The organism is Rhodococcus sp. USK13 (genome assembly GCF_018343855.1).
GTDB lineage: Bacteria > Actinomycetota > Actinomycetes > Mycobacteriales > Mycobacteriaceae > Rhodococcus_F > Rhodococcus_F oxybenzonivorans.
In genome coordinates, this window is sequence record NZ_CP069242.1 from 3,992,642 (window position 1) to 4,011,111 (window position 18,470).

19 protein-coding genes and 4 pseudogenes are annotated in these 18,470 nt (G+C 63.9%); 14 read left to right on the plus strand and 9 right to left on the minus strand.

Going from position 1 to position 18,470, the window contains the following annotated elements; translation table 11 throughout:
* The first annotated feature begins 1 nt into the window (after nucleotide 1).
* Genes JQT59_RS20925 through JQT59_RS20935 form a run of 3 tightly spaced genes read left to right on the plus strand, consistent with a single transcriptional unit; the run spans nucleotide 2 to nucleotide 3,479 of the window.
* Nucleotides 2-847 carry an urea amidolyase associated protein UAAP1 gene (locus JQT59_RS20925; protein WP_213571826.1) on the plus strand — a complete coding sequence of 282 codons (846 nt, stop codon included), beginning with the start codon at nucleotides 2-4 and terminating at the stop codon, nucleotides 845-847.
* Nucleotides 844-1,500, plus strand: coding sequence for an urea amidolyase associated protein UAAP2 (locus tag JQT59_RS20930; protein ID WP_213571827.1), 657 nt, complete (start codon nucleotides 844-846; stop codon nucleotides 1,498-1,500). Before JQT59_RS20925 ends, JQT59_RS20930 begins: the two co-directional genes overlap by 4 nt.
* Entirely contained in the window at nucleotides 1,497-3,479 is a 1,983-nt protein-coding gene (locus JQT59_RS20935; protein WP_213571828.1) for a 5-oxoprolinase/urea amidolyase family protein, read from the plus strand. Before JQT59_RS20930 ends, JQT59_RS20935 begins: the two co-directional genes overlap by 4 nt.
* A gap of 15 nt (nucleotides 3,480-3,494) precedes the next feature.
* Here JQT59_RS20935 and JQT59_RS20940 read toward each other — a convergent pair whose 3' ends face one another.
* From JQT59_RS20940 to JQT59_RS20950, 3 genes are all read right to left on the minus strand, one after another.
* A complete protein-coding gene (locus JQT59_RS20940; protein WP_213571829.1) occupies nucleotides 3,495-4,406 on the minus strand; it encodes a DUF5995 family protein in 912 nt (303 codons plus the stop codon).
* Nucleotides 4,407-4,467: 61 nt separating this feature from the next.
* Nucleotides 4,468-4,755, minus strand: a complete 288-nt coding sequence (locus JQT59_RS20945; protein ID WP_213571830.1) for a YiaA/YiaB family inner membrane protein — start codon at nucleotides 4,753-4,755, stop codon at nucleotides 4,468-4,470.
* A 147-nt stretch (nucleotides 4,756-4,902) separates the two neighbouring features.
* Nucleotides 4,903-5,691 carry an SDR family oxidoreductase gene (locus JQT59_RS20950; protein WP_213571831.1) on the minus strand — a complete coding sequence of 263 codons (789 nt, stop codon included), beginning with the start codon at nucleotides 5,689-5,691 and terminating at the stop codon, nucleotides 4,903-4,905.
* A 102-nt stretch (nucleotides 5,692-5,793) separates the two neighbouring features.
* Between JQT59_RS20950 and JQT59_RS20955 the strand changes: the two genes are divergently transcribed.
* The 8 genes from JQT59_RS20955 (at nucleotide 5,794) to JQT59_RS20990 (ending at nucleotide 10,593) form a co-directional block, all read left to right on the plus strand.
* Nucleotides 5,794-6,213, plus strand: a complete 420-nt coding sequence (locus JQT59_RS20955; protein ID WP_213571832.1) for a MarR family winged helix-turn-helix transcriptional regulator — start codon at nucleotides 5,794-5,796, stop codon at nucleotides 6,211-6,213.
* 33 nt (nucleotides 6,214-6,246) lie between these two features.
* Nucleotides 6,247-6,702: a hypothetical protein gene (locus tag JQT59_RS20960; protein ID WP_213571833.1), complete on the plus strand. Its 456-nt coding sequence runs from the start codon at nucleotides 6,247-6,249 to the stop codon at nucleotides 6,700-6,702.
* On the plus strand, nucleotides 6,699-6,965 hold the full coding sequence (locus JQT59_RS20965; RefSeq protein ID WP_213571834.1) for a hypothetical protein: 267 nt from the start codon (nucleotides 6,699-6,701) through the stop codon (nucleotides 6,963-6,965). Before JQT59_RS20960 ends, JQT59_RS20965 begins: the two co-directional genes overlap by 4 nt.
* Nucleotides 6,962-7,294, plus strand: a complete 333-nt coding sequence (locus tag JQT59_RS20970) for a rhodanese-like domain-containing protein (protein WP_213571835.1) — start codon at nucleotides 6,962-6,964, stop codon at nucleotides 7,292-7,294. Before JQT59_RS20965 ends, JQT59_RS20970 begins: the two co-directional genes overlap by 4 nt.
* Nucleotides 7,295-7,776: 482 nt before the next feature.
* Nucleotides 7,777-7,917: a hypothetical protein gene (locus JQT59_RS20975; RefSeq protein WP_213571836.1), complete on the plus strand. Its 141-nt coding sequence runs from the start codon at nucleotides 7,777-7,779 to the stop codon at nucleotides 7,915-7,917.
* Between the two features lie 162 nt (nucleotides 7,918-8,079).
* On the plus strand, nucleotides 8,080-8,367 hold the full coding sequence (locus JQT59_RS20980) for a hypothetical protein (protein WP_213571837.1): 288 nt from the start codon (nucleotides 8,080-8,082) through the stop codon (nucleotides 8,365-8,367).
* A 312-nt stretch (nucleotides 8,368-8,679) separates the two neighbouring features.
* Complete coding sequence (locus JQT59_RS20985) at nucleotides 8,680-9,735, plus strand: IS110 family RNA-guided transposase (RefSeq protein ID WP_213571838.1); 1,056 nt, start codon at nucleotides 8,680-8,682, stop codon at nucleotides 9,733-9,735.
* Nucleotides 9,736-9,882: 147 nt separating this feature from the next.
* Complete coding sequence (locus JQT59_RS20990; RefSeq protein WP_213571839.1) at nucleotides 9,883-10,593, plus strand: HTD2 family dehydratase; 711 nt, start codon at nucleotides 9,883-9,885, stop codon at nucleotides 10,591-10,593.
* Nucleotides 10,594-10,866: 273 nt separating this feature from the next.
* Here the strand turns inward: JQT59_RS20990 and JQT59_RS20995 are convergent.
* From JQT59_RS20995 to JQT59_RS21010, 4 genes and pseudogenes are all read right to left on the minus strand, one after another.
* A pseudogene (locus JQT59_RS20995) lies at nucleotides 10,867-11,118 on the minus strand (transposase); the annotation flags it as partial.
* A gap of 104 nt (nucleotides 11,119-11,222) precedes the next feature.
* Nucleotides 11,223-12,686: a transposase gene (locus tag JQT59_RS21000; protein WP_249354646.1), complete on the minus strand. Its 1,464-nt coding sequence runs from the start codon at nucleotides 12,684-12,686 to the stop codon at nucleotides 11,223-11,225.
* Nucleotides 12,670-13,880 (minus strand): annotated as a pseudogene (locus tag JQT59_RS21005) (IS256 family transposase). The gene JQT59_RS21000 and the pseudogene JQT59_RS21005 overlap by 17 nt, the downstream one beginning before the upstream one ends.
* A gap of 164 nt (nucleotides 13,881-14,044) precedes the next feature.
* A complete protein-coding gene (locus JQT59_RS21010) occupies nucleotides 14,045-14,635 on the minus strand; it encodes a TetR/AcrR family transcriptional regulator (protein WP_213571841.1) in 591 nt (196 codons plus the stop codon).
* 57 nt (nucleotides 14,636-14,692) lie between these two features.
* On the opposite strand from JQT59_RS21010, the gene JQT59_RS21015 reads away from it, so the two are divergent.
* On the plus strand, nucleotides 14,693-15,628 hold the full coding sequence (locus JQT59_RS21015) for a DAPG hydrolase family protein (RefSeq protein ID WP_213571842.1): 936 nt from the start codon (nucleotides 14,693-14,695) through the stop codon (nucleotides 15,626-15,628).
* Nucleotides 15,629-16,097: 469 nt separating this feature from the next.
* Here the strand turns inward: JQT59_RS21015 and JQT59_RS21020 are convergent, their stop codons facing one another.
* Together JQT59_RS21020 and JQT59_RS21025 are read right to left on the minus strand one after the other, a co-directional pair.
* On the minus strand, nucleotides 16,098-16,241 hold the full coding sequence (locus JQT59_RS21020; protein WP_213571843.1) for a LuxR C-terminal-related transcriptional regulator: 144 nt from the start codon (nucleotides 16,239-16,241) through the stop codon (nucleotides 16,098-16,100).
* Nucleotides 16,242-16,267: 26 nt separating this feature from the next.
* Nucleotides 16,268-16,567: pseudogene (locus tag JQT59_RS21025) on the minus strand (ATP-binding protein); the annotation flags it as partial.
* A gap of 581 nt (nucleotides 16,568-17,148) precedes the next feature.
* On the opposite strand from JQT59_RS21025, the pseudogene JQT59_RS21030 reads away from it, so the two are divergent.
* Nucleotides 17,149-17,708 (plus strand): annotated as a pseudogene (locus JQT59_RS21030) (integrase core domain-containing protein); the annotation flags it as partial.
* 87 nt (nucleotides 17,709-17,795) lie between these two features.
* Entirely contained in the window at nucleotides 17,796-18,311 is a 516-nt protein-coding gene (locus tag JQT59_RS21035; RefSeq protein WP_213571845.1) for an NADPH-dependent FMN reductase, read from the plus strand.
* Nucleotides 18,312-18,470 lie beyond the last annotated feature (159 nt).

The window sequence follows — 18,470 nt, forward strand, 5'->3', positions numbered from 1 at the left end:
CATGACCTCAGTGGATACCTCGACCACCACTGCCGCGAAAGAACACGCGCGCGCCCAGGCGGGCGCGATCACCGGATCGATGCCCGTGGTCCCGGCATCGGCGTGGCCGGCGCCCCCAGCCGATGTCGACCCGGCGGCCCTGACGTGGGCCGAGACGGTTCCAGGCGGCCGATACACCAGCAAGGTCCTCGAACGCGGAACACGTGTGCGGTTGCGAGATCTGGAGGGGTTGGCCTGCGCACACCTTATGCTGTTCCGCGCAGATGCGCCGTGGGAGCGGTTGAACGTCGCCGACACGGTCAAAGTGCAGTGGCAGGCGTATATCGGTGAAGGACATCCGCTGCTGTCGGATCAAGGCAGGTTGCTCGCCACCGTCGTCGCCGACACGTCCGGACACCACGACGCGCTGTGCGGCACTACGTCGCTCGCGTCCAACGCTGCGAAATACGGGGACGGTTCGTTACATTCGCCGTCACCGGCAGGCCGCGAACTCTTCACGGTGGCCGCTGCGAAACACGGGCTCGACCGACGCGATCTGCCACCTTCACTGTCGTTGTTCCACGGAGTACGAGTCGGCGCGGATGGCTCCCTGAACAGCATCGGTTCGGCGGGACCGGGCGGCGTAGTCGAGCTGGTTCTGCATCTCCCACTCGTCGTCCTGATCGCGAATACCGCTCACCCGCTGGACCCGTCACCGACCTTCGACACGACCGCGCTCGAGGTACTCGCGTGGTCGGGCGGGCGCATCGAAGAACCCGCAGCAGCCGAGCCGGAATACCGGCGCGCATTCCTCAACACCGAAGACAGCTGGGCTGCCGCGCAGTCGCAGGGGCAGGAGCAGGCATGACCACCAGCACCGACACCGCCGCCCTGGTGGCGGGAACGGTCGTCCTGGACGAAGAAGTCGACGCCCGCGGACCGTGGTCCGCCGTCGTCGAGGCCGGCGACGTCCTCACCATCGTCGACCTGTACGGCAATCAGGCCGTGGACACCCTCGTCTACGCCGCAGACGACCACCGGCAGCGGTACTCGGCGGCTGCGACCGTGTCTGCACAGCGCAACCTCTTCCTCACCACCGGAAGTGTCCTGAGATCCGACGACCACGATGCCTTGATGACCCTGGTGGCGGACGAAGTCGGCTCCCACGACACCGTCGGTGGAGCCTGCTCGCAAGAATCGAACACGCTGCGCTACGGCCACCACACCAAACACCAGCACGCGTGCGTGGAGAACTTTCTCGCCGAGGGTTCCAAGTGGGGGATAGCCAAGCGCGACCTCGTGTCGAACATCAACTTTTTCATGAACGTCCCCGTCGAGGCGGACGGGACACTGGGAATCGTCGACGGCCTGTCGGCGCCCGGCAAGCGGCTCGCTCTGCGCGCAGAACGAGATGTTCTGGTACTGGTGTCCAATTGCCCGCAGATCAACAATCCGTGCAACGGTTTCGATCCGACACCGGTGCGCATGATCGTGACACGCCCGACGGGGGTCCGACGATGACCGGCAAAATCACCGTGCAGCGGCCGGGCATGCTCACCACGGTGCAAGACTTTCCGGGCCGGACCGGCTACTGGCACATCGGGGTTCCGCCGTCGGGCCCCATGGACGATCTGTCCTTCCGGCTCGGCAACAGTGCGCTCGGAAACGACGAGGGCGCCGCCGGACTCGAGTGCGCCATGGCAGGTCCCGCCCTGCAGTTCGACAAGGACATCGTGGTGTGCGTGACGGGTGCACCGGCACCGGTCACCGTCGACGGTGTCCTGGCGGCGCAATGGCGCCCGATACACGTACCGGCCGGGGGCATTCTCGACGTCGGTACCGTGTCCGGTCCCGGACTGCGGATCTACGTGTTGGTGCAGGGCGGTCTCGAGGTCGAGGACTACCTCGGGAGCGCCTCGACGTTCACCCTCGGCAAGTTCGGCGGTCACCAGGGCCGGACCCTGCGACAGGGTGACATCCTCGCAATCGGTGACGCGAACGGGTCCGTGAAGGACGTTCCCGCCGAACATGTTCCGGCAATCTGCCGACGCTGGGAGATCGCGGTCACCGAAGGGCCACACGGCGCTCCCGAATTCTTCACCAGGTCCGACATCGACACGTTGTACCAAACCGATTACGAGGTGCATTTCAATTCGGACCGCACCGGGGTGCGGCTGATCGGTCCGAAACCCGACTGGGCCCGGACCGACGGCGGCGAGGCGGGACTGCACCCGTCCAACATTCACGACAACGCGTATTCCGTCGGCGCACTCGACTTCACCGGGGACACCCCGATCCTGTTGGGACCCGATGGACCGAGCCTCGGGGGTTTCGTCTGCCCGGTCACCGTGGTCGCGGCGGAACGATGGAAGCTGGGCCAGCTGGCCCCGGGCGACACGGTGCGATTCGTACCCATCAAAGCAAGTAGGGCGGCGTCGACCCGCGCGCTCGGTCCTGCCCGTCGCGCTGCGCACTCCTCGGTGTTCTCCACTACCGGTGACGGCGACGACGGCGTGATCGCACGCCGCGACGGTGACACCGCCGTCACCTACCGCCGATCCGGCGACGACAATGTCCTGGTCGAATACGGTGACATGACCCTGGATCTTGCTCTTCGGGCCCGGGCCCACGCACTGCATCAGCGGCTCGAGATCGAGAAGCCGGCCGGCCTTCTGGACCTCACCCCGGGGATCCGTTCGCTGCAAGTCCGGGTCGATCCGGATGTGTTGCCCATTTCCAAGCTCATGGGATTGCTCGGTGACGCGGAGGACGCATTGCCCGCGGCGAACGAGCTCGTCGTTCCGAGTCGGTCCGTTCGGATGCCGCTGTCCTGGGACGACCCCTCGACGCGGGAAGCAATCCAGCGGTACATGCACGGAGTTCGCGCCGACGCCCCCTGGTGCCCGTGGAACATCGAATTCATCCGCCGCATGAACGGTCTAGGCAGCGTCGACGACGTATTCGACACCGTGTTCGGCGCCGAATACATGGTGCTCGGTCTCGGCGATGTCTACCTCGGCGCGCCCGTGGCAACACCCCTCGACCCGCGTCATCGGCTCGTGACGACGAAGTACAACCCGGCACGCACCTGGACCCCCGAGAACGCGGTCGGGATCGGCGGGGCGTACCTGTGCATCTACGGAATGGAAGGGCCCGGGGGATACCAGTTCGTGGGCCGCACGACCCAAGTGTGGAACCACCGCCACCCCGAGAAGTCCGGTCCGTTCGAGGACGGAACTCCATGGTTGCTTCGCTTCTTCGACCGGATCTCCTGGTATCCCGTGGAACCGGAGGAACTGATGGATCTGCGGTCCGACGTCGCGGCAGGGCGCGGGGGTGGCATCGACATCACCGACGGCACATTTTCGCTCGCCGATCATGAGCGGTTTCTCAGCGCGCACGCCGATTCGATCAGCGAATTCCGCGCCGGGCAGACTGTCGCCTTCGCCGCCGAACGGCAGAGATGGTCCGCGGCGGGGGAATTCACGACAGTGGGGTGAGGAGGGCGCTACGCCTCAGAGCCCACCGAAATCGGACAGGACTCCCAGCGCGGCGTCGGTTGCCTGTGCCAGCGCCGCCATCTCCGCCTCAGCGACCGGCGCCGAGTTGGGTGACTGCAATGCGAAGCCATTGGCGAGAGTGACAGTGTTGTAACCACTGTCCGCAGCGCGCAGGAGAAGATCCGAGGGAACATCGGATCCGGCCAGGCGATCGAGACCCTCGCCGACGAAGTAGAACCGCCACAGAGGCCCGAGATCGGCACCGTAGATTTCTTGGGTACGGGAGACGATGGTGTCGCCGTCGCGAGCAATGGAATCGACGATCTCGTAGTAGTCGGGAATGTCGTCAGCGGCGGTGCCGGATGACGCAACTGCCCGTGCCAGATCGATGGTGATGTGCGCGTTGTACCCCACCATCGCGACACGGGCGGGACTCAGCGAGCACTGCTTCGACAGCGAGAAGTACCGCTCCCACTGTGGCTCGACGGCGGTGCCCGTGAACTCGGCATGCAGGTTGCGGAGATACCGGCGCAGCAGATCCGAACTGATCGCAGGTGCCCACCGGCGATCCGCGAACGCAGTGGGGTCGCGCTGCAGAGGCATCACCGCAGAGTGTTCCACCGCGTCGAGTCCGAGGGAGAACAGTCCGCGCCAATCGTGATGGCGCACAAGAACGGCGGTGATCTCCGCGTGACGGGCCACCTCGTCCTCGAGGCGTTCCAGTGACGGGGTGTCCGGGAGAGTCGACAGGTCGGAGAGTTCGATGATCCGCGCGAGCTCCGGCTTCGTCAGTGCCTCACCGCATGCCGTGCTCAGGGAACTTGGCGGCTGCGCCGAAACATGCGCGGGAAGGGCTCCCGCGCTGATGATCACTGCGCAGAGTGAAATGACCGAGCGTACGGCGATCGACGATCTCGCAGAGTGCATCGCCGGAGCATAGCGAGTCGCCGCCGGTGTTGTGCGGTGACTGCACGGGATCTCGGCGCGATCAGGCCACCGTCTTGAACGGGTCGTGTTCGGCGATCAACTTCTCGAGCCGCGCCTCGTCCACGCGAACGCGTACCGTCGACGCCTCCTGATGATCACGCACCACCTTGGCGAGCGTGAACGTACTCGTCACCAGGAACAACAACGTCATGCAGAGAAAGCCACGCTGCCACGGATCGATGGGCAGGTAGGCGATTCCGATGAGCGATCCCGCGAAACTGATGGCAAAGGCGATACCCGCCTGAACGAAGAAGGCGGTCGTCGTTCTGGGTGTCGGTGTCGGTGTCATGCAACACAGTTTGGCGGTCGACTCTGCGTGAGACATGAGTAGCACTACCCGACTTCCGTAGGGTAGATCCGCGTGGTCGCGCCGTTTCCGACCGGGCAGAGGCTAAACCTCCCGCACCGAGCGGAAGCCGGCGCCGAGCATGCGACTCTAGGTGTGGCTGAGTCTGCGGTTGACCTCACGGGTGAGCCACGCGGGGGAGAAGCGGGACCCCAGCGACAGCGCTTTCGATTGCAGGCCCACCGGGAAATGCACCTTGTGGTACGGCCGCTTCGAGGGACGAGTCGCCTTGAAGATGCTCGCTGACACGTCGTCGGCGCTCAGTTTGATACCGAGCGAGGTGGTGGTGCCCGTGGAGACGCCCTTGGTCATGGCGGTGTTGACGAACAACGGCCACATCGCCTTCACCGAGATGTCGTACTCGGCCCATTCGAGGTCGAGTGCCTCGGTGATGCCGCGCACGGCGAACTTGGTGGCACCGTAGGTGGCGAGTTCCGGTTGACCGTAGATCGCCGAGGCGGAACACAGATTGATCACCTGTGCGCCCGGCGTTGCCTTCAGGTAGGGGAAGGCGGCGTGCGTTCCGTAGACGACACCGTTGACGTTGATGTCGATCTGCCGCTTGTGTACCTCCAGCGGAATTTCCTCGAACCGGCCCGCGACCAGAATGCCGGCATTGTTGACGAGGATATCGAGACGACCACCCGCTTCGGCGTCGAACTCTCTCAGGCGCTTCTCCCACTGCTCGGGGTCGGTGACGTCCAGAACTCCTGTGACGACGCGCCCACCGGCGGACGTGATCGCCTCCTGCAACGAGGCGAGGCCCGTCGCGTCGATGTCGTAGGCCCCGACGAGGTATCCGGCGCGGGAGAATTCGAGGGCAGTGGAACGTCCGATCCCGGCGGCAGCGCCGGTGATGAAGACCGTTGGAGTGGGCATCTCGACAGGATAGACGTTACCGCGATTATCGGTAAGACTTGGTCGGCGTTTCGGAAATCGGCGCTTGCGGAACGTGACGAGTTCGATGGGTAGCCTTCTCCCATGTCGGAGCTTCCTCCTTTCAGTCCCACGGTCGCGTTGCTGACGGTGGGCCGAGTGTGGGATGCCGCGTTCGCCGAGGGGTTGAAGCCGCTCGGGTTGACCACCCGGAGGTACGGGTTGTTGGGGCACATTCGTAGAACGCCGGGTATCTCGTTCAGCGAGCTCGCTCGGCGGTCCCGCATCACTGTGCAGAGCGCTCACACGGCGGTCGCGGCGTTCGTCGAGTCCGGGCTGGTCGACGACGGGACTGCGCACGCCGGGGCGGCATCCACTCTGCGGGTCACGGCGAAGGGGGAATCACTGCTGGCTCGGGCGGCCGAGGTGGTTGTCCGACTCGACGCGGAGTTCGCCGCGCAGCATCCCGAGCTGACCGAGGCCTTGCGGGTGCACATGCTGCGGGTGATGTCGGCCACCGACTGACCCCATCACCAACCTTCAGTTAGGCTGAAGGTTATGGAATCGCTGTTGCTTTCCGTCCATGTCGTGGCGGGCATCCTCTTCGTGGGTCCGGTCGCGGTGGCCACCAGTCTGTTCCCTCGATACGCACCGGTGACCGCCCCGGCAGGTGGTGCGACGCAGGTCGAGCGGAGCATCCACGTCGCCCGTGTGCTGCACCGGATCACCCGTGTCTACGGGGTCCTGGCGCTCGCGGTCCCCCTCGTCGGCCTGGTCCTCGCTTCCGTGCAAGGCCGCACGAGCGAGGTCTGGGTGGTGGTCGCGATGGTGCTCACCGCCCTTGCCGGTGGACTACTCGCCCTGCAGATCGCCCCAATGCAGCAACATGCGCTCACCGCACCCGGCGACGGAGACCACCTCCGGCGCCTCGGCATGGTGACCGGCCTGTTCAACCTGCTGTGGGTGGTCGTCGTCGTGCTCATGATCGTGCGGCCCGGATCGGGTTACGCATGACCGGGGTGCTGCGCGCCCTGGCTGCGCTCTCGGCGCTCGAGACCGTCAGTGTCCTCGCGTTGCTGATCAACCTCGGCACCGTGCACGACGCCACGTTGGCTCGCGTCCTCGGTCCGATCCACGGTGCGCTCTACCTGGCCGTCGGCGTCACGGCACTGCTCGGTCGCGGTTTGACGACCCGGACCCGCGTCGGTGCGCTCGTGCCCGTGCTCAGCGGCCCCCTCACGATGGTCAACCTGCGACAAGAGGCTCGCAGCGAATGAGTTTTCGGCACTACCTGTACCGGCCGCCGGCGGTCAGCGCCGCGGAGGCGGTTCGCCTCGTCGAAGATGGCGCGCTCGTTATCGACGTCCGACGCCAGTTCGAGTGGAATCGGGTCCACATCCCCGGCGCCGTGCACGCGCCACTGGAGGAATTACTGGATCGGTGCCTGGAATTTCCTGACGACCGCCTGCTCATCACTTTCTGCACCGGCGGAATCCGCTCGGCCGGTGCTGCGAACTTGTTGGTAGAGACCGGGTTCGACGCGGTCAACATGAGCGGCGGTCTCGTCCATTGGCGCACTGCGGGCGGGCCGCTGATCGCCCGGTGAGGGTGTGATGTGGCGGCGCAGCCAAGCGCAGCCCCCGCCAGCGATGTATATCAGCGGGCGGGGGCGCTACACGGACAATCTGCACGTAGTAACGAGCAGCGCAACCATGATTTTCGAGAGCCGAAGCCCGGAAGTCCAGAGAGTGTGATCCACGCCATTGCACTATTTTCGGCGACCTCAGTAACCGACCGGTAAGTGTGATGTCGACGATTCGTGAGAACCTGTGGGAGAACGACTGGCCTCAGGTTCGAGCCCGGACATGTGACGTATAACACAGCTGAATTAGTCGGAGAAGCCTGGCGTTCGGCAATGTTCGGTTGCCACCCTATACCGGGACCCAAACTTTCAGACCTGATTTCGGGTATGGGTGTAGGTAGTTCGGCCGATGTGCAGGTGTCGAAGACGGTCCAAGGTAGTTGGTAGGCCGTACGCCACCGTGGATGTGGCAGTCGAGATTGTTTGCACGTGAGAGAAGAGATGTCATGGCACGAATCACCGAGAACCTGGGCTCGAATCTGCTGAATACGTTGCGGGCCGGTGTGGTTGGGACCGTTCTGTACGCCGCACTCATCATGGGCGTGATCGTGGTGGCGGTGTGGAAGTTCCCGATGCCCGGCGTGTAGCCGCACGGCGCTTCATGCTCTTCCACCGATGCCTGGCGTTGCGAAGTGAGACGCGGGGCGGCGGCTGTGCAGCGATGGAGCTGACGGGGGCGGCGTGGTTGTGCCTCTGGGTGCCGCCTGGCCTGTGATCAATGCGCGGTATCTGTGACGGCGCCTGTTGGTATGAGAGGAACGGCAGTGTTCGGGACGGGCATGGGTGCGATGGTGGCTCTACTGGTGGCTGCACTGTTGATGGTGCCCGTCGCGCTCGGTGTGGCGGCGCGAGCCGACGCAAAGGTTCGCCGCCTCTCGAAGTCCCGTGCGTCCGATCCCAATCTGAGCGGCTCGGACGTATACGTGGACGAGCGGTGCGAGCGGTGGCGGCAGCTGGCGACACGGGCGTGGTTGATCTGCGGCGGCGCTTCGCTGGTTGCAGTGGCGGTCGTGGGCGTGCTGGTCTGTGTCGGGTGACGGCGGTGACATTGCCGGGAGTGAACCGTCTGTAAGTGTTTGTAGTGGCTGGCCCGGGGCTGGCTGGCAGGATCGGTGCCGTCGTCGCGATTGAGTGTGACCCCTGAACCGCATGGCCCCTTCGGGGTGCACTGTCCAGGATCTGTCCACTCGGCCGAGACGGCGACGCCGACCCGGTCCCGCTTCGGTGGCTTGATCAGAAGCCTGCCCGACCCGTGTGCGCGGGTCGTGGCCCGTTACAGGCCTGCCTCGAAGTGTTCTTCCCGGGCCGACGCCGACACGACGTCACCTCTTGGGAAGGATTCCGCCGCCATGCCTATCGTTGCAGATCAGTACGAATTCGTCATCGGGGTTGATACCCACGCCGCTACCCACTCACTGTCGGTTGTCACCGCCGCGACCGGAGCAATTGTCGACCAATCAATGCTTCCGACGAGCCCATCCGGGCTCGAGCGAGCGGTGACATGGATCCGCCGGCGCGTGGGTGAGCACGCGACTCTGGTAGTTATCGAAGGCGTCGGCTCCTACGGAGCAGGTCTCGCCGAGCGTGTCCTCGGTTCCAGATTGGCGGTCGTCGAACCCGCCGCGATGTCGGCGGCGCGCCGCCGCGGTGTGGGCAAGACCGACTCGCTTGACGCCGTCCGGATCGCCCGGTCGGTGCTCGCGGTCGACATCTCACGGCTCCGCTGGCCGCGCGCCGAGGGGCCCCGCGCCGCCCTTCGGGTCCTGGTCGTGGCCAGGGAACAAATGGCTGGTGAGCGGACCCGAGCGGTCAATGCGCTCACCGCCCTGCTCCGGATCACCGACCTTGGTGTCGATGCGCGCAAAGCGCTGACGCGCAGACAAATTGATGCGATATCTACCTGGCGTTCCCGGTCGGAGGACATCACCATGCAAACGTGCCGGCAGGAGGCGGTACGACTGGCGAGACGAATCCGTGCCCTCGATACCGAGTTGATCGACAACAGGAAGGCACTCGACTCTGCGGTGAACGCCGTCGCACCGGAACTGCCGGAGTTACCCGGTGTCGGATCGGTGGTCGCCGCTTCGGTGCTCATCGCCTGGTCTCATCCGGGCCGAGTCCGTTCCGAAGCCGCGTTCGCAGCCCTCGCCGGAACCTGCCCGATACCGGCGTCGTCGGGGAACACGATGCGTCACAGGCTCAATCGTGGCGGGGATCGACGACTGAACCGGGCGCTGACCACTATCGTCCTCGTCCGGATGCGCACCCACCCCGACACCCGCGCGTATGTCGCCCGCCGCCGCAGCGAGGGTCGCACGACCAAGGAGATCATGCGATGCCTGAAGAGGTACATCACCCGGCAATTGTTCCGAACACTGACCGCCGCGTATCCGGCCCCAGCATGACTTGACGGATATAGAAGCATCCTGGACGAGGTGGAGACTCCTGATCTAACAAGGAGAATGCTGGTATGCCGGCACTGAAGAAGTATAGTGCCGGCAGCGACCGGCTGGCCATCGAACTTATCGCCACCCATTGACCAGGAATCGCGCATGACACACACCGCCACGAGCGAGTCCGGGATTGAGCAGTTCGTCACCAACTGGCACCCCGACCCAATTGTCACCCACGACGGCCTTCCACCAGGCCCCGTGAATAATCTGACCGCAGCCCTCGATTCCGAGGAGACGTTCGCAGTCGGGGACTGTCCGCCGTTGCCCTGGCACTGGCTGTACTTCCTCGCCTTGCCACAGTCCGGTGGCCTCGGTGCCGACGGTCACCCCCGCGACAGACACTTCCTGCCACCGATCCCGCACCGCCGCAGAATGTTCGCTGGCTCACGCATCGAAGAACGCCAACCGCTGCGGCTGGGAGTGTCGACGACCAAACACACCAGTCTCGCCCGCATCCAAACCAAACGCGGTCGCATCGGTAAACTGCTATTCGTCACCGAACGCAGCGGATACCGGCAGGACGGGGGCACCGCACTCGTCGAGGAACAGAACCTGTTCTACCGCAGCGACTCTAGCTCGACCACCACATATACGCGTGCCACCGAACCTCTAACAGAGTCGACCGCCACCTGGACCGCCGAACCACATCCCGACACTGCCCGGCCATTCCGGTTCAGCGCACTTACCGCCAACACACACCGTATTCACTACGACCACCCCTACACCACGGGCATCGAGGGCTATCCCGGCCTTGTCGTCCACGGACCGCTGCTTGCGATCCATGGCAGAACTCGTCCGCCAGCGATCTAACGCTAAAGAACTGTCCTGCTTCGAATTCCGACTCCAGCGACCAATGATCCTCGGTGACACCTTCGCGTCGAAGGAACACCGGTCGACGCATCCACGAGCCGCGTGGAGCATTTTACACCGATCCACGACGCGTAACGAGGTCGAAGACCGACAACTGTTGCAGTCGAGACGCGCACAGCAAGTGATCGACTCCTAATCCAACAGTTCATCGGCGACCCGCTACGTGCAGAGGGACTGTCAGAACATCGGTGGATCCAGTTCTGGCGCATGAATCTAGATCACCGTTGGGGTGATGCGGCCTTCGAATGTGATAGCAAACGCGTTGAGGGCCGGCTTCCACCTCGTCACCCATCGTGCTCTTCCTTTACCTGTGGGGTCCAGTGCCCGGGTGGCGAGGTAGAGACACTTAAGCGCGGCCTGCTCGCTGGGGAAATGGCCCCTCGCCCGCACCGACCGCCGGTAGCGCGCGTTGAGGGACTCGATCGCGTTCGTCGAGCAAATGACCCGGCGGATCTCGACGTCGTAGAGCCCGTCGCAGAATGCGCGCTGGCATAACAGGTGGGGCAGTCGAGTCGGTTTTCTCGTTTGCTGCCGATTCTGAGGTTGCCGACACGTTCCGGCCGGCGCGTTCAGCTGGTTGTTGCTCGGTGGATCTTCATCAGGTTGAAAGCGCTGGCCGCGAGGTTGAGCTCGCCGAGGGCGCTGTTTAGACCACGGCCGGAGAATCGGTCGAGGACCTTCTTCAGGTTGCCGATGCCGGGTTCGACGGTGGCCCCGCGGCGTTTGTAGAGACGGGATCCTTCTGGTGTGCGTAGCCGGTGCGACATCGCCTGTCTCGGGCTCGCGCCTTCCGGAGGTGGTCCTGTCACGGGCTGTTCTATGACCGCTTTCACGTGGTCGCGTGTCTTGTTCAACGCGATTAACCGCTCTGGTCCGGGCGCAGAAAGATTGCTGTCACTGCAGTACCCGGCGTCAGCGAGGACGACACCGATGATGTGTTCGGATCTGCCGGTATCGGTGTGCAGCATCGCGGCGGCGCGCCCACTTGCCTCCATCATCGGTACAAGGGATGCAATGTCATTGGGACTCTGACCAATCTGTACGGCCGCGATGATCTGATCGCTGGTGACGGCGAGTTGAGCGTTGTAGCCCTGGAGGAATCCGCGCCTGGTCGGCATTAACCGTGATTGTGGATCGGTGGTGTTGGCAACCGTCTTCGGCAATACAGGTTTGGCCGGCTTCGTGGCGGAAGCTGTGTGTTCGGCCGTCAGTGCGGCTTCGACGACTCGTCGGGCGCGGATGATTCGTGAGTGCTGTTCCAATGGAACAGGTGGGGCACCCATCGGTTTCTTCCCCGCGGCGATCAGTGCGGCACGTCGTTCGAGTTTCGACTGGTGAGTAGCGATTTCACGTGCCAGGTGTGCGCGTGCTTCCGCGAGCCGGTGCGGTCCGTCAGGGATACGACCGACCACAGGTTCACCCGCTTGCGATTTCGCCAACCGTGCCCGTGCCGCTGCATCGCGCTCATCCTCGTTGTTGCGCTGGCGTTTCAATTGTGCGGCCACCTCGTCGGCCGCTTGACGGATTCGCTGTGCACGACTGCTCTGGTCCATCAGCCGCGCAGGAACCCGATCATCGTCATCATGTGCACGCTGCGCAGCGCGGATGTTCTCGGTGGCGTCGGTCTGTTCGGCTTCGGCAACCATGCGAGTGACCTGCTCGCTCAGCCACTCATGCCCGCGGTTGGCGTCGATCGATGCGTTCGCGGCGATCTTGGTACCATCGATTGCGACCGTTCCGAAATGCCCCAGACCGGCCTTGCCGGCGATCATCAGTACCTGCGTGAACAACCCGGTGAACGCGTCCTGGCATTCGGCGCGGAACCGGGCGATCGTGCAATGGTCGGGGATGTCTTGCGCGCACAGCACCCGGAACGCGACATCGGTCGAGCACAACCGTTCAATCTGCCGCGAGGATCGAATCCCTCTGCAGTAGGCATAAATCAGAAGTCCCAGCAGCATCCGCGGGTCGTAACCGGCCGCGCCCACCCCACCACGGCGACGACGCCGGTCGAACTCATGGGAATCGAGCACCTCGATCGTCTCCAACAGAAACCAGACAAGATGATCCGCAGGAAGCCATTCCCGCATATCCGGAGGCAAAAGGAACACCTGATCGCGCAACACCGGACGATATCCCTTGGCCATACCCAAATTTTCCCAGACGAGCGTCACGATCAGTCCCGACGACACGCATTCTGCAACAGGCTCCGTAGTCGAGAAACGGCACGAACTCGCTCCAGGCGCTCTCCCACAGGTGGACGATCGCCGGATACTTCGGCCCCCATTTGTCGGCGAACTCGGTGAACTGCTCCTTGGCCGCGGTCTCGTTGACTGCGGTGTATATCGGCCGCAGGTCTCGTGACATCTCGTCCCAGTACTGGCGTGATGCGTAACGGAAGGTGTTGCGCAGCAGGTGAATCAGACAGGTCTGGACCACGGTTCGTGGCCACACGGTCGTGATCGCGTCGGGTAAGCCCTTGAGTCCGTCGCAAACCGCGATGCACACGTCGGCGACCCCGCGGTTGCGAATTTCCGTCAGGACGGCGAGCCAAAACTTGGCGCCCTCACCGCCGTCACCTGCCCATAGTCCGAGGATGTCGCGTTGCCCGGCGGTGGTGACGCCGACCGCGACGTAGACGGGCCGGTTGGCGACCTGACCGTCGCGGATCTTGACGTGGATGGCATCGATGAACATCACTGGATACACCGGGTCGAGGGGACGGACGGACCATTCGGCCATCTCCGTGAGGACCTTGTCGGTGATCTTGCTGATGGTCTCCTTGGAGACCGATGCGCCGTAGACGTCGTCGAAGTGTGCCGCAATTTCCCCGTGGTCAGTCCTTTCGCCGAGAGGGACAGAATGATCTCGTCGACCCCGGTCAGGCGTCGCTGCCGTTTCTTGACGATCTGCGGGTCGAACGAGGCATCGGTGTCCCGTGGTACCTGGATTTGTACCGGTCCGATTTCGGTGAGCACGGTCTTCGTCCTCCTCCCGTTCCGGGAGTTTTCGCCGTTTCGCCCCGTGACGTGGTGCTTCTCATAGCCGAGGTGCTCGTCCATCTCGGCTTCGAGTGCGGTTTCCAGGACGTTCGCGGTGAGCTGGTTGAGCAGTCCGTTTGGGCCGACCAGCTCGACACCTTCGGCTTTCGCCTGCGCCAGCAGTTGTTGGGCCAGCTTCTGGTGGTCGATCTTCGTCTGATCCATAGGATCGAGTGTTTCGGTCATTGTCTTGCCTTCTCGCCAAGCTAACTCGGCGTGTCGGCCAGAGCCAGTTCAACCGTTATCCCGACAGTCCCCGTGCAGAGAATAAGGACGTGAGAAGGTGGGGACTGTCCTGGGCGTCACTGCCGAGTCTGCCGACGGGACTGCACCTTGCGCCTGTGTCGGCGCTAGGGGGGCACCGTGATGGTTCGAAGCGCGGCGATCACTTCGTGTGGAGCGAGAGCGGATGCGGCGAAGAAAACCTGCCTGTGGGTCAGCCCGTCGATCGCGATGACGTACATCTCGGCGAGCGCGGTGGACGCTGGATGGCCCTCGGCCTCGAACCGGTCTCGAACGAAGTTGACGAAGGCGGCACGTTGCTGCCGGAACTTTTCGGCCAATGCCGAATTGTATTGTGCTTCGCCGAGCAGGTGGTGGCGAGCGACGACGAGGTGCCGATGTCCGGGCCCGCCCATGGCGTCGACGAATCCGGCTGCGGCTTCTGCTATCGCGGCAGGTGTCCAATTCTGCACACGGAGGAAGAAGCGTTCGGCGATGGCCATGTCTCGGGCAAACAGTTCATCGATGGCCAAATCCAGTAGGCGCTGCCGTGTGGGGGCGTGGTAGTTGACCGAGCCGGGGGCGAGTGCGGCCGCGGCGTCGACGGCGCGATGGGTCAGTCCGCGTAGACCGGATTCACCGAGAACCTGCAATGCGGCTGTTGCGATTTCTCCTCGCCGTTGTGCCGAGTCTTGGCGGGATTTGCGCGGTGCTGTCACCTGACCGAACTTAGTCAACTCGGGTACGGGCTCCCACCAGGGGCGTACTCTCAACGGATGTTGAGAGATGCGGGTGTAACCCGCCGTGCGGCCCTTGTTCTCGGAGTTCTCGTGGTCGGGTCTGGGGCCGCGGGCCTGAGAGCGGGCGCGGCTCGTGCGCGTCCGGTGTCCGCCGCCCGTTATCGCGGCTACTCGCCTGAGGATTGGGCGAGGCCGTATGCGAAGTTCATGGCGGATCGGACGTTGCCCGCTACGCCTTCGGTTGCCGCGGCCTACGCCGGCCCGCCGACTCCCGCGCATGAAATCCCGGAAGTCTCGACACTGCAGACCGAACTCGCCGCGACCGGTTCTTCACCGATCGAGACCGGCTATGGCAGGGCAACTTCGGGCAAGGTGTGGGTGGCCGTGCACACCGAGATGCCGGGCGTCACGGCGGCGATGTGGGACTGGTGGTTCGGCTGGCACTCGGCAGAATCCGCCCGATACAAGCTGTGGCATCCGGACGCGCACTTATACGCCGGCCTCGCAGTGGACAACACCGCCGAGCCGATCCCTGACCGAGCCAAGTACATCGGGAACGCTTCCTACGTCGACGAGTACATCGGCCCGAAACTACAGCAGTTGAGGATCGCGTTCCAGAACCCACTCGCCCACGGCTTCGAGGTGCCCGATGACCACACGACGATCCTGGCTAGAGTCGGCAGTGCTGTCGCCCCCTTAGACGTCGGATGGCTTGCACACCAGGTCCGTCCGATTGCCGGAGGATGTGAAATGCGAAGCCGTTTCTATCTCGGCATGTGGGGCCTACGACTTCCCGACATCCGCAACGCCGTCGCCGCCGTCGAGCGGGGGCCGTCCCTCGACCCTAGGGACATCGCTACCGATATGGATTCCGCGCGGGAGCTGCTGTTGCACTGCGGCCAGGAGATGCATCACCTCGCCCAATTCCTCCCCGCCCTATATCACGAGTTCGACGGGCAAGCGCCGCTCTAATCGACGGCAGTCGCCTACGGGGCATGTCGCCTATCGTCGGCACGGTCAGTGCAGGACGGATGGCGTCCACGATCGGGTCATCCGAATGAGCCGGACGAAGGGAGTGACGTCATTTACAGTGACGTCCGGAAAAGGGGAAGCGTTTTGACCAGTTTGCGGGCGCGGGATAGCGATCCTCGCGTTCTGGGCAGCGGCATCTATGGATTCCCGTCGTCTGTCACGGGCCTGTAGCGAGGTCGCCAACAGGCGACCTAGTGGTTGGCAATTTGAGCGGGGCGCTTCGCCGCTGAGACGCATCGCAGCATCGATGAGCCGTGACTGTCACGTGCCCGTAATGCATATGCATTCCGAAGGAACCTGCTCGGATCTGCGTTCGTCACACGCCGCGCTCGAACTTCTTGCCGAAGCACGGCTGGATCACCGATCAGGTGCACAGCCTTGGTCGATCCACATAGAGGGCGACCTACCCTCACCCGTGGCTGCCGTGTTCCACCACCCATGCCGCGATCTGCGCGCAGGAGGTGAAGCCGAGCTTGGCGAGTTCGTGCTCTACGTGTCCTCGAGCCGTTCGCTGGGCGATGACGAGTTCGGACGCGATTGCCTTGTTTGTCATTCCCCGAGCCACCAGTCGGGCTACCCGCAGATCCGGGCTACCGCCCCCGTGTTGTCGTCGGTCAGCCTGAAATCCGGCATCGAGGAGGTCGCTCGTTGGGTGAACAACGTCACCGCGTCGTGTCCGGGAAGACCCTGCAATGAGGACGGACGGTCCGGATCCGGCGCTGCTAGGGGAGGAACCCGCAGCGCCGTCTCACCGCCGATACCGAGGGGTTCACGGCTCGTGGTGAGAATCTTCAGCTCGGGGCACGCCCTGAGCAGCGTCTTGGTCAGCGCGGCTACTGCATCGATCACTTGCTCGCAGTTGTCGATCGCGAGGAGCAAGCAGACGCCTCAGGTCGAGGAAGTCCACCAGCACCTCCCGCACCGGCCGCGCCGACCTGTCTCGCACACACCCAGGGCCGCGGCAACGACGTCGGCGAGCAACGACGGCCGCCCCACCTGTCTAGGTGTCGGTCCATGCGCGCCTGCACCGGGGCGACACGCTGGTCTTCGATGTGCTGGTTCCTAACGTCGAGGCCGCGGTGGTCCTGAAGGCGATTGCGTGGCAAAGCCGGTCAGCTGCAAAGGATGTCGGCGATCTCCGCTCGTTGATGGCGATCATGCATCAGCACAAGGCGCGCCTGGCGGGGTGGAAGCTCGGTACCGCGCAGGGCGGAACCCGCGGGGACGCTGCGCGGGAGTTCTATGTCCTGGTGACGATGATCGATCCGCAGCAGCGGATCGATGGACTGACGATGCCGACCGCGCGATTTGGAGCGCTGGTTCGTGCCCACATATGCGAGCTCATGACCGGTCGGCAACCGATCTGCTCGGACGTGGCTGTGCTGTGCGGACGGCGAACTGACACTTCCCGCCGCGACTTGAAGGCCTCGCATACTTCGAGTTGCACGGCGACGCGGGCCGAAGTCGGACGGATACCGGAAGGCGGTGGCTGGCGTGCCCACGGCAAGGGCTTTGACCAGGCGAAGGCCGTCGAACGCGCCAAGGCTGCCGGAGCCCGCGCCGGATACGTGTACCTGCACTCCGCCGTCGACGGGTTCTCCCGCCTTGCCTACACCGAGGCTTTGACTGATGAGAAAGCATCCACGGCAATCGGATTCATGCATCGAGCCCGGGTGTTCTTCGCTGCACACGGCATCGGCCACATCAATCGGGTCGTCACCGACAACGGCTCATGCTACCGCGCGAAAGACTTCGCCAAGGTCCTGCACGGCGCGCGCCACCAGCGGATCACCCCCATACACCCCACGGCACAATGGCAAGGTCGAGCGCTACAACTTCGATCCTGTCCGAGGAATTCCTCTACGCCCGAACCTGGACCAGCGAGCAGCAGCGCTCACAAGCTCTCGAAGTGTGGAACGTGCACTACAACTACCATCGACCTCACACTGCCGCCGGAAACCGGCCACCCGCGCGCAAGCTCCACGCCGGTGTCACCAACGTTATGGCCTCATACAACTAGCTGTCGGCCCCGCCTTGATCGCGCAACCATCGACGTTGAGTAATGCATAGTGCGCATTCATCTGCAGTCAATTGGAAGGTGTGAACTATGTCGGACATCCTGCTGGTTTCTGGGAGCCTGCGCGGCAAGTCGAGCAACTCGGCACTCCTGCGCACGGTCGAAACTCTGGTCCCTGTTAACTTCCGCGGCGTGCTGTACCTCGAGATGGGAGAACTTCCACACTTCAACCCGGACGACGACCACGATCCGTTGCCGGAGGCGGTGGTCCACCTACGGCAACAGATCGACAGTGCAGCTGCGCTGCTGATCTGCACGCCAGAATACGCAGGGGCGCTGCCCGGATCGTTCAAGAATCTGCTCGACTGGACTGTGGGTGGCATCGAGGTCGGTGACAAGCCCACCGTGTGGATCAACGTTTCCGCCAACGCGACGAACGCGGCCGGCGCCCACGCATCTCTGCGACTGGTGCTGAACTACACGGGTGCCGCGATCGTCGAGGAAGCGTGCGTCCACCTGCCGGTGACACCCACGATGATCGATGAAGATGGCATCGTAACTGATCTCGCGGTTCGTGAAGGAATCGCCGGCGCTCGGCGGCATTAGCCAACGGGTCCTCGTCGCGGGGTGACCGACGAATTCACCTAGCGAGACAGCCAAACGGTACGTTGCGTGGCTCGGAAACACGTCGACGGATGGGACGACATGAACGCACTGGCATAGAGCCTTCCCGGAAGCAATTCTTCCTTTAAGCTGCTCAAGGGA